14 protein-coding genes and 3 pseudogenes are annotated in these 16,546 nt (G+C 26.4%); 6 read left to right on the forward strand and 11 right to left on the reverse strand.

From position 1 onward, the window contains the following. Positions 1-165 precede the first annotated feature (165 nt). The 3 genes from ACQH23_RS04055 to lon all read left to right on the forward strand — a co-directional run bounded on the left by ACQH23_RS04055 (position 166) and on the right by lon (position 4,981). Positions 166-924 (forward strand): DUF3196 family protein, encoded by a 759-nt coding sequence (locus ACQH23_RS04055; RefSeq protein WP_425379015.1) that lies wholly within the window; start codon positions 166-168, stop codon positions 922-924. 121 nt (positions 925-1,045) lie between these two features. Next, entirely contained in the window at positions 1,046-2,371 is a 1,326-nt protein-coding gene (tig, locus tag ACQH23_RS04060; protein ID WP_425379016.1) for a trigger factor, read from the forward strand. Positions 2,372-2,662: 291 nt separating this feature from the next. Then, positions 2,663-4,981, forward strand: a complete 2,319-nt coding sequence (lon, locus tag ACQH23_RS04065; protein WP_425379017.1) for an endopeptidase La — start codon at positions 2,663-2,665, stop codon at positions 4,979-4,981. A 230-nt stretch (positions 4,982-5,211) separates the two neighbouring features. On the opposite strand, the gene ACQH23_RS04070 is transcribed toward lon, so the two are convergent. The 8 genes and pseudogenes from ACQH23_RS04070 to ACQH23_RS04105 all read right to left on the reverse strand — a co-directional run bounded on the left by ACQH23_RS04070 (position 5,212) and on the right by ACQH23_RS04105 (position 9,267). Next, the gene (locus tag ACQH23_RS04070; RefSeq protein WP_425379307.1) at positions 5,212-5,538 is read right to left on the reverse strand and encodes a transposase family protein; all 327 of its coding nucleotides are present in this window, start codon (positions 5,536-5,538) and stop codon (positions 5,212-5,214) included. An 80-nt stretch (positions 5,539-5,618) separates the two neighbouring features. Further along, positions 5,619-6,116, reverse strand: a pseudogene (locus ACQH23_RS04075) (IS30 family transposase); the annotation flags it as partial. A gap of 26 nt (positions 6,117-6,142) precedes the next feature. Beyond that, entirely contained in the window at positions 6,143-6,811 is a 669-nt protein-coding gene (locus tag ACQH23_RS04080; RefSeq protein WP_425379308.1) for an IS30 family transposase, read from the reverse strand. Positions 6,812-6,814: 3 nt separating this feature from the next. Then, positions 6,815-7,093: a helix-turn-helix domain-containing protein gene (locus ACQH23_RS04085; protein ID WP_425379018.1), complete on the reverse strand. Its 279-nt coding sequence runs from the start codon at positions 7,091-7,093 to the stop codon at positions 6,815-6,817. Between the two features lie 115 nt (positions 7,094-7,208). After that, positions 7,209-7,499: pseudogene (locus ACQH23_RS04090) on the reverse strand (IS30 family transposase); the annotation flags it as partial. Between the two features lie 37 nt (positions 7,500-7,536). Continuing rightward, positions 7,537-8,103: pseudogene (locus ACQH23_RS04095) on the reverse strand (IS3 family transposase); the annotation flags it as partial. 43 nt (positions 8,104-8,146) lie between these two features. Next, complete coding sequence (locus ACQH23_RS04100; protein ID WP_425378011.1) at positions 8,147-8,830, reverse strand: IS3 family transposase; 684 nt, start codon at positions 8,828-8,830, stop codon at positions 8,147-8,149. 173 nt (positions 8,831-9,003) lie between these two features. Then, positions 9,004-9,267: a hypothetical protein gene (locus ACQH23_RS04105; protein ID WP_425377654.1), complete on the reverse strand. Its 264-nt coding sequence runs from the start codon at positions 9,265-9,267 to the stop codon at positions 9,004-9,006. Positions 9,268-9,573: 306 nt separating this feature from the next. Between ACQH23_RS04105 and ACQH23_RS04110 the strand changes: the two genes are divergently transcribed. Beyond that, complete coding sequence (locus ACQH23_RS04110) at positions 9,574-9,786, forward strand: IS3 family transposase (RefSeq protein ID WP_425379019.1); 213 nt, start codon at positions 9,574-9,576, stop codon at positions 9,784-9,786. A gap of 45 nt (positions 9,787-9,831) precedes the next feature. On the opposite strand, the gene cysS is transcribed toward ACQH23_RS04110, so the two are convergent. From cysS to metG, 3 genes are read right to left on the reverse strand one after another with little or no spacing between them, the layout of a single operon-like run. Next, positions 9,832-11,169 carry a cysteine--tRNA ligase gene (cysS, locus tag ACQH23_RS04115; protein WP_425379020.1) on the reverse strand — a complete coding sequence of 446 codons (1,338 nt, stop codon included), beginning with the start codon at positions 11,167-11,169 and terminating at the stop codon, positions 9,832-9,834. Positions 11,170-11,180: 11 nt separating this feature from the next. Then, a complete protein-coding gene (gene mnmG / locus ACQH23_RS04120; RefSeq protein WP_425379309.1) occupies positions 11,181-13,061 on the reverse strand; it encodes a tRNA uridine-5-carboxymethylaminomethyl(34) synthesis enzyme MnmG in 1,881 nt (626 codons plus the stop codon). Between the two features lie 44 nt (positions 13,062-13,105). Beyond that, positions 13,106-14,665, reverse strand: a complete 1,560-nt coding sequence (metG, locus tag ACQH23_RS04125; RefSeq protein WP_425379021.1) for a methionine--tRNA ligase — start codon at positions 14,663-14,665, stop codon at positions 13,106-13,108. 444 nt (positions 14,666-15,109) lie between these two features. Here metG and ACQH23_RS04130 point away from each other — a divergent pair, with 444 nt between their 5' ends. Both ACQH23_RS04130 and ACQH23_RS04135 read left to right on the forward strand, forming a co-directional pair. Next, positions 15,110-15,250 carry a hypothetical protein gene (locus ACQH23_RS04130; RefSeq protein ID WP_425378075.1) on the forward strand — a complete coding sequence of 47 codons (141 nt, stop codon included), beginning with the start codon at positions 15,110-15,112 and terminating at the stop codon, positions 15,248-15,250. 296 nt (positions 15,251-15,546) lie between these two features. Continuing rightward, positions 15,547-16,230: an IS3 family transposase gene (locus ACQH23_RS04135; protein ID WP_425379022.1), complete on the forward strand. Its 684-nt coding sequence runs from the start codon at positions 15,547-15,549 to the stop codon at positions 16,228-16,230. The last annotated feature ends 316 nt before the right edge of the window (positions 16,231-16,546 follow it).

Genomic DNA, 16,546 nt, shown 5'->3' on the forward strand with positions numbered 1-16,546 from the left:
ATAGATATTTGCAAGAAATACATTTTATCAAAAACCCAATAAAATCAGGGTTTTATTAAAATATCAATAGTTTTCGACAAAATTAAAGAATATATTTACAATTCAGGTTTTTAAAATTGTTATAATGAATATAAATGATAAATTCATGGCAGGAGGACTTATTAAATGGAAACACCATTAAATTATTATGATGAGTTAATTGATGAAATTAAGGAATTAATTAATAATAATGATTATGATGGAGCCTTTATGAAAATTAATGATGAATTAATGATGTCGTATGTTCCACAACATATTGAAAAAAAATTAACAACCTTATCACAAGAAGTTAATGCAAAAATCCGTGAACAAAAACCTAGCGAAACGACTGTTTGAACATTAGCAAAAATTAGTGCTATTTTAGCAAATCCATCTGATGAAGAAACACAATTATTAGCTTTTCAATATTTAAAAGATCAAAATTTACGTCAAATTCTGCCAGTCATTCGTAAATATTTTCTTAATAAAAAGGTTTCTGATTTTGCTAAAATTTATTTATTATATCTTTTAAAAAAACAAGAAATTACTGAGGTATTTCAAGTTCAAAAAACAAATAGTGTTTTTAATTTAGATCCAACCAAAATTATCCCATATAAAGAGAATGACCAAGTTAAAGTTGTTATGAAATTATTAGATCAATGAGTTTATAACGATAACCCTAGTTTATATCATACTTGTTTGTATTTATTAGAAACATATTATTATAATTTATATCCTTATTTTTTAGAACATAACGAAACAAAAGAATTATCGATTGCGATTATATATCAAGGGCATCAGATGTATGGTGAAAATATAACATTACAAATGTTGGCTGATCAATTTAAAGTGCAAGACGAAATAGTGAAAAAATATGTTCTTTATTTGGACCAAAAACACCTTTAAAATATTTATGATTGAAAAGTGCCTTTAGGGGAACAAAATAAAAATTAGCAAAAAAAGGTTATTTAAACCCATTCTTTTTGCTATAATTAATTATGTGCAATAATTAGTTAAGGAGCAAAGTATGAAATTTAGAGCTGAAAGAATCGAGAGTAAAGGAATTGGAAGATGATATGTAACCATTGATGATACAGCAGAATGATCCAATTATATTAAAAAGGCCCAAAAGAAAGCAGGAGAACAATTACAAGTTCCTGGTTTTCGTAAGGGGAAAGTGCCGGCTAATTTATTAAAGAAACATTTAACAGAAGAAAAAATTTTAGATGCAGCGCATCATTTAGTTGTTAATGAAGCCTATAAATTTGCGTTTGATCAAAAATCAGATATTGAACCATTTTCTTTTCCCGTTGCAAGTGTTAAAAAAATTAGTAGAGCAGTATATATTCTACAATTAGAATTTGATTTAAAACCAAAAGTTGAAATTATTAAATATACTGGCTTTACTGGTAAGCACTTAAAAAAAGCAAAAATTGAAATAAAAGAAAAAGATATTGAAGATAATATTAATCAAATTCGTAATCGTTTTGCCATTTTTAAAGCAAAAACAGAAAAAAAAGGAGAATCAGAAGTACCAGGAAAAATTGCCAAAGGTGATACCGTAATTTTTGATTTTGAAGGTTTTGTTGATGAAAAACCATTTAAAGGTGGCAAAGCAACAGATTTTACCTTAGAAATTGGTAGCAATCAATTTATTCCAGGTTTTGAAGATGCCATGATTGGTTTCAAAGCTGGGCAAAAAACATCAATTAATTTTACTTTCCCTGAGGATTATCATGTTGAAGAATTGCGTTCAGTTGCTGCTGTTTTTAAATTAAATATTAAAGAGGTTAAAGAAAAAGTATTGCCACCATTAAATGACGATTTAGCAAAAGACGTTAATATAAAAGGAATTGATACATTAGTCATATTGGAAGCACATGTTAAAAATAATATTTATGAACAATCAATCAAACAAGAATATGATCATTTTATTGGTCACTTATTCCGTTTAATTGCCAAGGATTCAAAGATTGCTTTACCAGAGTCAATTATTCGAAAAGAAACAAATCAATTAAAACATGAATTTGAGCAAAAATTACAAGGACAACAAATGGATATCAAAACTTATAAGAAACGAACAGGAATGTCTGAAGAAGATATTTTTGATGAGCTATTTAAAGATGCTAAAAATCGGTTAGAAAATAACGTTATTGTTGATGCTGTTGTTCAAAAAGAAAAAATTATTGCAACTGAAGAAGAAATTAATGAACAATATGAGAAATTAGGAAAACAATTTTGAATTGATGGGAAAACATTAAAAGAAACGAAATTATTGTCTGATCAACAAGTAAAAGAACAAGTTATTCATGATAAGGTATTTGCCTTTTTATATGAAAATAACGGAGAATAAAAACTAACAAAAAATGTTATTTTTTATATCGATGGAAGATTAGACTGTAAAGGTGCTGAATTTTCCTGCTTTTTGTGGTATAAATTTAGTATTATTAAGTATTAAAACTGGTATTATTTATTTTAGGATATAAGATATAATAAAACATAGGTGTGATGATTTTTTAAAAAATAGCACTTACCTATTGCAAGTGCTATTTTTTTGTAATTTAATTTATATTGCGATATTTCGGAAAATACGATAAAATATTGTCAATATAAGTGAAGAAAAGAAACAGGAGGTGTTTTGAAAATGGATTCAAAAATAACACAATTAAAAAATGTACCAGTTTTAGTAACACGGGGTAGTTATATTTTTCCAGGCTTTGAACAAATATTAGAGGTAGGACGCGATAAATCAATTTTAGCAGTAAATACAGCTAGTAAGGATTTTGATAATCATATTGTTTTAGTTAGTCAGAAAAAACCGTTAGAAGATAATCCGAAATTATCGAAAATTTATCGAATTGGTATTTTAACAGAATTAAAAATTCGCAAAGTATGGGAAGATGGTAGTTTAACAGTTAACTTTAAAGCCGTTGATCGGGTAAAACTTTTAGAATTACGCGAAGGTGAATTTTATGCGGCTGATATTGATATTTTAAAATCATTTGTTCAATCAGAAGATAAAATTGTTGAAAAATTAACTGCTAATATTAAAGAATTGATGGAATTGCAAGATATTTTACCAGAAGATTTATTAGATCAAATTGGTGATTCAGTTGATGGAAATGAAGTTGTTGATACTATTGCCCAATTTTTACCATTTATTCCAGTGGCAAAAAAACAAGAAATTATTGAAGAATTAGATGTTGAAAAAAGACTTCAAATAATTTTTGATCATTTAGTTAATAAACAACAAGCGAATGATATTGACAATAAAATTAGTAAAAAGATTAAAGAACGCGTTGATGAACAACAACGGGAATATTACTTACGGGAAAAATTAAAAGCAATTAAAGATGAACTAGATGAATTTGATGGCGCAGCGGATGAAATGAAAATATATAAGGAACACTTAGCAAAAGAATCATTTCCCAAAAATATTAAAGAAAAAATTGAACAAGAAATCACTCGTTATGAAGCCTTGCCACAAGCATCAAGTGAATCAAATATTATTCGAACTTATATTGATTGAATGATGCAAATCCCATGATGACAAAAAACCGATGAAAAAAATGATTTAAAGTTTGCGAAAGAAGTGCTAGATAAATATCATTTTGGCTTAGACAAAGTTAAAGAACGAATTATTGAATACTTAGCGGTTAAAACAATGACAAAATCTTTAAAAGGACAAATTATCTGTTTATTTGGGCCACCAGGGGTTGGGAAAACAAGTTTAGCAAAATCAATTGCCGAAGCAACAGGACGTAATTTTGTTAAGATGGCATTGGGAGGCATAAAAGATGAATCAGAAATTCGTGGTCATCGTAAAACATATATTGGGGCAATGCCAGGACGCATTATTCAATCAATGAAGCGCGCTGGATCAATCAATCCATTGTTCTTATTAGATGAAATTGATAAAATGGCATCAGATTACCGTGGTGATCCAGCTAGTGCGATGTTAGAAGTATTAGACCCAGAACAAAATTCATCCTTTTCTGACCATTACTTAGAAGAAACATATGATTTAAGTGATGTTATGTTTATTGCAACAGCAAACTATTATGATAATATTCCCGAAGCATTAATTGATCGAATGGAAATTATTCAATTATCATCATATACAGAATTGGAAAAATTTCATATTGCCAAAGATTATTTAGTACCAAAAGTATTAAGTAATAATGGTTTAGGCTATGGTCAATTAACAATTACTGATGAGACAATTAATGAAGTAATTAAATATTATACTCGTGAAGCAGGAGTTCGTCAATTAGAACGGGACCTAAATGCTATTGCGCGGAAATTTATTGTTAAATTTTTAAATAAAGAAATGGTAAACTTAGTTGTGCAACCAAACATAGTTAATGAACTATTAGGTAAACGTCGTTTTGAACATACTGAAAAAGAAAAAGAATCACAAATTGGGGTTGTAACAGGATTAGCATATACCCAATTTGGGGGCGATATCTTGCCAATTGAAGTTAATAGTTTCTTAGGAAAAGGTTCATTAGTCTTAACCGGGAAATTAGGAGATGTAATGAAAGAATCAGCCTCAATTGCTTTAGACTATGTTAAAGCAAATTCTGGTAAGTTTAACATTGATCCAAAATTCTTTGAAACCCATGATATTCATATCCATGTTCCTGAAGGAGCAGTACCAAAAGATGGACCATCAGCGGGAATTACTTTAACAACCGCAATTATTAGTGCGTTAAGTAATCGCCCAGTTTCGAAAGATATTGGGATGACAGGAGAAATTACCTTACGAGGACAAGTCTTACCAATTGGAGGGTTACGGGAAAAATCAATTTCCGCGAACCGTAGTGGTTTAAAAACAATTTTAATTCCGCATAAGAATATCAAGGATATTGAAGATATTCCAAAAGAAGTGCAAGAAACTTTAAATATTATTCCAGTTGGAACATATGATGAAGTTTTCAAAAATGTTTTTGGCACAAACTAAGTTTTAAAATGTATCAAATTTATATTTTAATTTTGTCGAAAACTCTTGATATTTTAATAAAATACTGATTTTATTGGGTTTTTTATAAAATTTATTTCTTACAAATCTCTATATTTTATAATGGTTTTTTACTTTATCAAGAATTTTCTACAAAATTAAAAAATTGATACATTTTTTTATTTCCTGAATTGTAAATATATTTGGGACACTTTAATATACTTCTTGCGATACTATGATAATCATTGCATATTAATTCATAAAGCAAAGCTTTTTCTACGATTGCGATATTTTTCAGTAATAATTTTAAATTTTTTAAGGATAGCAAAAACATTTTCAATAACGATTCTCATTTGTGAAATTAGTTTATTATACTGTTTTTGTTCGTTGTTTAAAGTTTTTTGCTTTGTTTTTTTATGCGGAATCAAAACATTCCGATGCATTTTTTGCAAGCCTTGATAACCTGTATCAACTATTACTTTGGTATCTTTTAAAAGCGGTATTTTTGATTCTTTAAATAAACGAAAATCATCGGTTTTACCACAAGCAAAATTTGTTATAAAATATTTTTAAATTGTTATTGTTTTGAACATATTTTGACACACTAAAAAATAATTTATTAAATTTAATTAATAAAAATTTACTTAATATTTTGTAAAAACATTGCTTTTGCATTTACTCATTTTAAACGGGGTCGAAGTTTATCATTTATAATGTTAACTACCCAATCTATTTCTTGTTTCGTAACATTATTAAAATCAGTTCCTTTGGGAAACCAATGTCTAAGTTCAGAGTTCATATATTCAATTAGTGGTTTTTGTTGTGGTGAACCCGGATCACAAAAATAAACTTGTGTTTCAGCAAATATTTCCATTTCTCTCCATTTACTAAATTCTTTTCCTCTATCAGTTATTATTTCTTTAATTTTACCTATTAAATTATTGTTTATAACAATATCTTTAAATTTTGCTACAACTTCATTAGCAGTATTATTTTTTAATTTGATTACAAAGTAATTTTTACTTGATTGTTCAACTAAAACTAAATTACTAGATTGATGATCTTTACCAACTACAGTATCCATTTCAAATCAACCAACATTAGAAATTTTATTTTCAATATCTCAAATTGATTTAAAATGCCAAATTGTAAAGTTAAGTGCAACTAAATTATTTTTCTAACCAAATATTCGATTGGCGAAAGATAATTTAGTATTTTTCTTGGTCTTTGGTTTAAAGACAATATAAATTTATGAACTGCATTTTTAGTAGTATTTGAAAAATTAAATTTTTTAGGAAATTTTTCTCTAATTAAACCATTAGTATTTTCATTAGTACCTCTTTGTCAGGGTGAATATGCATTAGCAAAATAAATTTTCACATTTAAATTTTTTTCAAGTTGTTGTCAATTAGCAAATTCTTTACCACGATCAAATGTTATAGTCTTAACAAGATTATTTGGAAGAATTGATAAATAATGGCTAATATTTTCGTTAATAACTTTAGTAGTTCTATTTTCAACTAATATTGCTAAAGTAAATCTTGATGTTCTTTCAACTAAAGTTATTAAACATGATTTACTTTTACCTCGTGATGATACTACGGTATCACCTTCTCAATGACCAAGAGTTACGCGATTATTAACATTAGCATTTCGTTCTTTAATTGATTTACCATTAAATTTACCCCGATTTTCTTGATATTTTCGTTTCTTACCTTTTCTTCTTAAATTTTTATTAGTAACTTTTTCAAGTAATCCAGAATAAATTCAATTGTAAATTGTTTTAAAACTAATAATTCATTCTTTATGAAAATTTTTAATTCTGCCATAAATTTGTTATGGTGATCAACCTAATAATAATTTTTGTTGTACATATTTTACTAATTCTCTATTTTTAAACTTATGAAAATAAATATGTGATTGTTTTCTATTTTCTGCTTTATTTTGTGCAATTAATGAAAAATAATGATTATTATCTTTATTTCTATTAACTTCTCGAATAATAGTACTAATACTTCGATTAAGATTTTTAGCTATTTCACTAATTTTTATTTTAAACTTCAATTGATTCTCAATATAAATTCTTTCATCTATGCCAAGATGTTTATATCCCATATAAAAACTCCTTGCTTTATTTTTTCTAAAATAAACTTAGCATCATAAAATTTTTATATGAGATTTTTTGCAATTTTATTTACTTGCACTTACAAGTATAATTCAGCAAATTAATTAATTTTCCACGATTATCAGATTTTCCTTTTCTTTTGTATTTTTTACCGTGATGCCGTAAATTTTGTTTATTTAAACCTAATAATTTTAAATAAATTCATTTATAAAAAGTTTTAACACAAGCAGGAAATTTAGCACCAAATTTTATAAAATATCGATAAATAATTTGTGTTGGTGAATCATGAATAATATTAAATCGTAAATTTAATCATTCTTTCTGTTTTTCTTTAAATTCAGGCGCTTTTTTAATAGACTTTTTACGCTTTTGTTTATAATCTTTTTGTGTTTCATAAGGGGTATTGGATTGGCAACCCTTTTTAGTACACTTTTTATATGGACTGTTGTTTTCTAAATTCAACAGGTGTTAAATAATTTAAACGACCATGAATTCGAATATTGTTATATCAATCCACAAAGTCAAATAATTTGTATTTTAATTGGGTTAAATTTATAAATTTTTGCCCCTTGATAAATTCTGTTTTAAAACTTTTGTAAGTTGTTTCAGCCACAGCATTATCGTATGGACAGCCTTTATTGCTTAATGATCGTTTGATGTTAAAAGTATTTAAGATATTATCAATGATTTTATTTTTAAATTCATTACCCCGGTCAGTATGAAATAACGTAATTTGATTTAATGGTCTTGTAATTGAATAAAAGGCTTTTTGTCCTAGTTGGGCTGTTTTGTTTGTCCCGGCACTATAGCCAATTATTTCACGATTAAACAAGTCAATTAATAAACAAATATAATGTCATTTAGCACCAACTTGAACATATGTTAAATCACTAACAACAACTTCATTTGGTTGTTTATTATTAAATTCACGGTTTAAAACGTTGCTAATTTCGTCGTTATTAACCATTGACTTATGATTACGATATTTTAATTTGGTGTATTTAGTAGACTGCACCCCGTTTAGTAAGTATTAATAAAAAGGTTTACAAACTTTCATTTATTATATCTTTTTCTTTTTGGTTTGAATATCATTTATTTCATTTTTTAACATCATTAATATATTCATTATGAGATTTATAATTTTTATTATGGATTGTTCCTTTTTTAAGTAATGAATGAAAACTTTCAATAATAATGTTGTCTGCACAATGATAATTTTTACCCATTGAAATTATAATTTTGTTATCTAAACATTTACTATTATAATCTTTAGATGTATATTGATATCCGTGATCTGAATGAATTATTGTTTTATTTAGATCTTTTTTTATTTTTTTAATTTTATTAATTGCAGCATTTAAATTATCAATTACAAGTTTGTTATTATTAAATTTTGATCATTTTACATCAATAATTTCTTTAGTATATCCATCAATTATTGTTGATTGATAATGTTTTTTACCATTTCAAATTAAATAAGTTACATCAGTAAATAAAATTGAAAATCTTTCTTTAATATCATTAAAATTACGATTTACTAAATCAGGATATTTAATGATATTTTTATTTCTATTTTGTTTTATTAATATTTTTCTACGCATACGCTTTACATATTCAGCTTGAATATTATTTTCTTTCATAATTCGTAATACTTTCTTAGCATTATAAACAATGCCATAATCTTCTTTTAAATATTTGGTAATTCGACGATAACCAAATTGTTTCAAATTTTCTTCATATACTTTTACAATATTCTTTAATGATTCGCTATCCTTACCATTACTTTAATAATTTTTATATTTATCTCAATAACTACGCTTTAAATTTGTTACATCAAGTAATAAATTTAGTGGATATTTATTAATGTTTTCTTTGATAAAAAATACAATTTTTCTTTTATTTAATTGTAAAAGTCATGAAGCTTTTTTAGTAATTCATACCTAACTTTGTAATAGTTTAAATCTCTTTTTTCAAATGATTCTTTTGGACCTTTATTGGTGTTTAAAATTCCTTTCTTAAAATTTTCATACCATGAAGCAACAGTTTTTTTATTAATTGCATATTTTTTTGCAATAAAACTTATACTATTATTTTTAACCTCTTGTCCTATCCTTTTTCGAAAATCTGCTGTATATTTATTAAATTTTTGTCCTTTTCTTGCCATATAAAAATGCACCTCCTTTAAAATTTTAGCAAAGACTTTTTTTCTTTACTTACTTTTTTGGGTGCAGTCTAAACAATCGCAGAATGAGTATATTTATTTGCAATCAAGGATTTATTTAGTAATTTAATAGTAAATTATTCTTTAACAACAACTCCAACAGTAAATTGAGTAAATAATTGTATCAAAGAAGCAATTATTAAAAGAAAAATAATCAAAGGTGAATTAACTATTAATTCTGATCAAGGTATTCATTTCACTTAAAAAGCTTATGAAAAATTATTAAAAAAACACGGTATAAATATAAGTATGTCAAGAAGAGGTAATTGTTTAGATAATTCACCGATTGAAAATTGATTTTCAATTCTTAAAACCGATAACTCAGAATTATCACACTGTAAAAATATTTTAGAAGTAAAAAATATTGTAGATAATTATATAATTCATTATAATGAAAAAAGAAAAATTTTAAATTTAGAAATGCCACCACTTCAATATGAAATGAAAGCATTTTTTAATTAAAATTCTCAGTTATCTGAAACTGTGCATTCTTTTTGTTTCATTGTTCTATAAAATATCTTTTTTTAAGAGAATTTTACGTAGTTCATCGGCTTTAACAAAATCTTTATTATTTTTTGATTTAATTCATTCTAATAAGTATCGGCGAATTTCACCACTAATCACTGGTAAATTAAAATTAAAATTTATAATATTAAAAATAATATTATAAAAGTCACTGGCAAGTTGTAAATCAAGTTTTTTATCGCGTAACTGGCCATTAATAATTTTAATCATTTTACTAATAATTGTTAAAACATTAGGACTATTTAAGTTGTTTCCTAATTCTGCCAGAACTTTTTTAATATTTTCGCCATGTTTTATTAAATTATAATTTAAATCATATTCAGCCAAATATAAATTCATCGCTTTTAATACTTTAAAAATCTTGCCTGTTTCACCTTGGGCACTACTAATTAAGCTTTCTGTGACATTTAATGGCTGGGTATAATTCGTTGTATATAACAAATAACGCAATGTATTTGCCCCATATAATTTAATAAAATTACGAACTAAAATAGTATTGTTTAATGATTTACTCATTTTTTCATCCGCAACATTTAAATGCCCATTATGCATTCAAATTTTTGCAATCTCGGATTTATTTTTAGCTAGAAATTGAATTCGTTCATTTTCATGATGGGGAAAAACTAAATCAATTCCACCGGCATGAATATCAATTGTTTCTTTATGAAAAAATTTATCAATCAAAACAACACATTCGGTATGTCAGCCAGGGCGGCCTTGATATAATTTACTCTTTTGATCATAAAAGGGAAATGAAATACCTTCTGTTGTTTGTTTTCATAACGCAAAATCATATTGACTATGTTTGTTAGCATCATGGTCAATCCGAGCATTAACAGCTAATTCGGCTAATTTTTTATTTGCTAATTTCCCATATTCTGTTTGATAATTGGTAATATTAAAATAGACACTGCCATTAACTTCATAGGTAGCATCAATTTTAACTAATTTTTGGACAAAAGTAATAATATCTTTAATATGTTCTGTTACCCGGACGCGTTTTGTTGGTGTTCTAACATTTAAGTTAAAAACATCTTCTTCAAAAGCCTTAATATAAAATTCGGCAATTTGTTGTTCTGTTTTCTCCTCTGCTGTTGCTTTGTTGATAATTTTGTTATCAATATCGGTATAATTTTGAATATAATTAACCTCAATTTGTTGGAATTGTAAAAAACTAACTAACAAATCAACGGTAATAATTGCGCGGGCATTCCCAATATGAATATAATTATAAACTGTTGGCCCACAACCATAAATATTAACTTTCTTTGTTTGACCATAATTAGTAAAATTACGTGTCAAAGTATTATATAATTTCATCCTTCACCCTCTTATCTATTTGCATCAAATTCCATCTTTTTTAAATGAAATAACAGCATTTGAATATCAGCTGGATTAATCCCTGAAATCCGATTTGCTTGGCCAATTGAAATTGGTCGAATTTGTTTAAATTTTTCGCGGGCTTCAAGAGATAAGTTATCGACTAAATCATAATTTAAATTAAATGGGATTAATTTTTTTTCCAACTTAATTGTTTTTAAAGCAATTTCTTGTTCTTTTTTAATATATCCCTTAAAGCGAATATTAATTAATAAATTTTGTTTTAAAAATGATTTTAAATTATTTAAAGGTGATAACTCCTTCTCTAAATATTTTAACTCAATATTTGGTCGTTTTAATAAATTATAAGCAGAAATTCGTTCAGTAATATTTGCAACACTTAATTCATTTAATTTTTGAATTAAGGGTGACTTCGCCATAAAAAAAGTTTCTTTTAATAATTGAATGACCACATTATAGTTTTGTACATTAACTTGATATTCTTCTCAACTTTCTTGGTCAATTAAGCCAAATTGATTTGCATATTTTTTTAAACGTTCTTCAGCATTATCATTTCGTAACAATAAGCGATATTCTGCACGAGAAGTTAACAAACGATATGGTTCTTGTGTTCCTTTTGTAATTAAATCATCAATTAGAACCCCAATATATGCTTGATCACGGCGTAAAATAAATGGTTCTTTGTGGTCAATACTTAAAACAGCATTAATTCCCGCCATTAGACCTTGACAAGCCGCTTCTTCATAACCACTAGTTCCATTAATTTGTCCCGCGGTATATAAATTATTAATGTTTTTTGTTTCTAAGGTATGTTTTAATTGGGTTGGCACAATGGCATCATATTCAATTGCATAAGCTCATTTTAAAACCTCAACATTTTCAAATCCTGGTAATGAACGCAGCATTTTTTCTTGAACATCAATTGACATTGAAGTTGAAAAGCCTTGAACATAAATTGTGTTTAAACTTTTTGATTCTGGTTCTAAAAAAATTTGATGACGTGGTTTATCAGCAAAACGAACAATTTTATCTTCAAAACTTGGACAATAACGTGGCCCTGTTCCTTGCACATTACCAGAATACATTGCAGATGATGTTAGATTTTCTTGTACAATACTATGTGTCTGTGGCGTTGAATGAATTAATCAACATAATTCTTGTTCTTGCAATGACGTAAAGGTTTTTGTTGAATAAGAAAAGGCTAACGGTAAATCACTTCCCGGCTCTTCTTGTGCTTTTGTATAGTCAATTGAAGTATTAAGAACTCGTGCGGGGGTTCCTGTTTTTAAACGAAATAATTCAAACCCTAAATGTTTTAACTGAGTTGATAAACCATCTGTTGTAACATCACCATCTGGTCCTTCCACTTTTTTTGTCATCCCTTGTAACACCAATGATTGCATATATGTTCCCGTTGTTAAAATAACTTTTTTTGCTAAAAATTGCGTTTGATCTTTTAAAATTACACCATAACAATTATTATTATCAACTAATAACTCTTGCACTGCTCCTTCATATAAATCTAAATTATCTTGTTTTTCAATTACTGTTTGCATATATTTTGCATATTTAATTTTATCTGATTGAGCTCGTAATGCTCACACTGCTGGTCCCCGCGAAGAATTTAATAATTTCATTTGGAGTGCTGTTGCATCAGCGGCTTTTGCCATTTCCCCACCAATTGCATCAATTTCTCGTACTACAATCCCTTTCGCTGGTCCTCCAATTGAGGGATTACATGGCATTAATGCAATTTTATCTTTATGTAAAGTAATTAATAATGTTTTTTTCTGCATTCTCGCGGCTGCTAAACTTGCTTCAACACCAGCGTGACCAGCACCAATGACAATTATATCGTATTTTTTCATTAAACTCCCTCCTTTTATAAATTTTATTGATTTAATTCTGTTTCAATTTATTTTAATTCTTGTTCAACACTTACACGACTAAATAAATTTTCTTTTTTCTCTATCTTTTTATTATATATGATTTCTTGCTCTAAAATTGTGACAAATGTTAAATTTGCTAAATTAATATTAAAATAATCGGCAATTTTTTGGGCATTATCAATTAAGACTGGTTGTAATAAAAAAGCACTAACAATAATAGTATAAGCTAAACTTGCTAAAGTTTCATGTAACTGATTAATTTTTTGGTTTTTTTCTAATTCTCATGGTTTGTTTTCTTCAATATATTTGTTAGCCTTATTACACAATTCTAAAACAATATCTAATGCTTTTGATATCTGATAAGCATTCATTGCTTGTTGATAATTTTGAACTGCTAATGCACAACTTTTAATTAAATCATTGGCTATTTTTTTTTGTTTCATTAATTTACCATCAAAATATTTACTAATCATATTACTTACTCGTGATACTAAATTCCCAATATTATTAACTAAATGAGCATTATATGATTCTAAAAACATTTCATAAGAAAATTTCCCATCATTTTCCGTTGGAATTTCATATCCTAAGTAAAAACGTAAGGTATCACGGCCATATTTATCAATTAAATATAAGGGATCAACAACATTCCCAATTGATTTACTCATTTTAGTATCCTTAAATAAAATTCAACCATGTGACAAAAGCTTATTTGGTTGCCGTAATCCTAAACTTTCTAACATACTTGGTCAATAAATAGTATGAAAACGAGCAATTTCTTTTCCCAATAACTGTAAAATTTCAACATTTGGATTATTTCAAAACTTATTAAACAAAGTATTATCTTTTGACAAATAGCCTAATGCTGTTAAATAATTTGATAGAGCATCAATTCAAACATAAATAATATGTTTATCATTTTCTAATGTTTTAATTCCTCATAAAAAAGTTGTTCTCGTTACCGATAAATCTGTTAAACCGGGTAAAATAAAATTATTTAACATTTCATTTTTCCTTGCTTCTGGTTCAATAAAACCCGGATGATTATTATAGTAGTTAATTAAAAATTGGCTATATTTTGATACTTTAAAGAAATAAGTTTCTTCTTTCACCTTTTGTGGTTTATTACCGCAAACCAAACATTGGTTCGTTGCTTTATCTATTTGTGCTTCAGTTAAAAACTCTTCACAACCAACACAATACAATCCTTCATATGTTCCTAAATAAATATCCCCATTATTATATAATTTACTAAAAATCTTTTGCACACTAAGTTCATGGCTTTTATCCGTAGTTCGAATAAATTTCGAATATTCAATCCCTAATTTATTTCACAATAATTTAAAATTATCAACAATCATTGTTGTAAATTGATACGGTGTAATCCCGGCTTCTTTTGCCTTCTTTTCAATTTTTTCCCCATGTTCATCACTTCCGGTTAAAAAGAAAGTTTCATAACCATCCATCTTCTTATAACGATTAAGAATATCAGCTAAACTAGTAGTATAAGCATGACCAATATGTAACTGAGCACTTGGGTAATAAATTGGGGTTGTAACATAAAAAAATTTCTTGTTTTGACTCATAATATCCCTCTCATTTGTATTATGTAAATTCAAGCAGCAAATTCTGTCTCTTGTTAGTATGATAATAACATCATTTAAAATAAATGCAACTATTTTTCTTTAAAAGTGTCCTTATCTTGTGATAATTTCGTAATAGTTATCTAGCAAAAATTTCGCAACCATTTAAAATTAAAAATGGTTGCGAAATTTTTGCTAGATAACTATTACGAAATTATCACAAGATAAGGACATCAAATACTAAAACTCTTTTAAAGAAAATAGTTTATAATTATTATTAGAACTTAATGCTGAAAACTTTTCCCCAACATTTTACACGCTACCGAAAAAATACTGGATAGGTTACAATAAGTTGGACCATATTTATGTGAAAGTCTAGACGGCACCCCAAAAAGTAAGTAAAGAAAAAAAGTCTTTGCTAAAGTTTTAAAGGAGGTGCATTTTTATATGGCAAGAAAAGGACAAAAATTTAATAAATATACAGCAGATTTTCGAAAAAGGATAGGACAAGAGGTTAAAAATAATAGTATAAGTTTTATTGCAAAAAAATATGCAATTAATAAAAAAACTGTTGCTTCATGGTATTAAAATTTTAAGAAAGGGATTTTAAACACCAATAAAGGTCCAAAAGAATCATTTGAAAAAAGAGATTTAAACTATTACAAAGTTAGGTATGAATTATTAAAAAAGCTTCATGACTTTTACAATTAAATAAGATAAAAATTGTATTTTTTATCAAAGAAAACATTAATAAATATCCACTAAATTTATTACTTGATATAACAGATTTAAAGCGTAGTTATTGAGATAAATATAAAAATTATTCAAGTAATGGTAAGGATAGTGAACCATTAAAGAATATTGTAAAAGTCTATGAAGAAAATTTGAAACAATTTGGTTATCGTCGAATTACCAAATATTTAAAAGAAGATTATGGCATTGTTTATAATGCTAAGAAAGTATTACGAATTATGAAAGAAAATAATATTCAAGCTGAATATGTAAAGCGTATGCGTAGAAAAATATTAATAAAACAAAATAGAAATAAAAATATCATTAAATATCCTGATTTAGTAAATCGTAATTTTAATGATATTAAAGAAAGATTTTCAATTTTATTTACTGATGTAACTTATTTAATTTGAAATGGTAAAAAACATTATCAATCAACAATAATTGATGGATATACTAAAGAAATTATTGATGTAAAATGATCAAAATTTAATAATAACAAACTTGTAATTGATAATTTAAATGCTGCAATTAATAAAATTAAAAAAATAAAAAAAGAGCTAAATAAAACAATAATTCATTCAGATCACGGATATCAATATACATCTAAAGATTATAATAGTAAATGTTTAGATAACAAAATTATAATTTCAATGGGTAAAAATTATCATTGTGCAGACAACATTATTATTGAAAGTTTTCATTCATTACTTAAAAAAGGAACAATCCATAATAAAAATTATAAATCTCATAATGAATATATTAATGATGTTAAAAAATGAAATAAATGATATTCAAACCAAAAAGAAAAATATATAATAAATGAAAGTTTGTAAACCTTTTTATTAATACTTACTAAACAGGGTGCAGTCTAGTCCACATAAATATGGTCCAACTTATTGTAACCTATCCAAAGGTTTAACACCAAACCAACAAGCAACGGTATTATATTTTAACATCTAAAAAAGTTAAAGAACAATAATAATATTCCATCAAATTCGTTTTCAAATTGTCATATTGATGATTTTTTTTATTTTATCAAGAGTTTTATACAAAATTAAAACAAAATTAAAGAAAACAAATCGATTATCTAAAACTAAATCAGTATATAATTCGGTAATAACATCTTCCTTACTTGCACCATGCACTGTT

This window comes from Spiroplasma endosymbiont of Polydrusus pterygomalis (assembly GCF_964030635.1).
Lineage (GTDB): Bacteria > Bacillota_I > Bacilli_A > Mycoplasmatales > Mycoplasmataceae > Spiroplasma.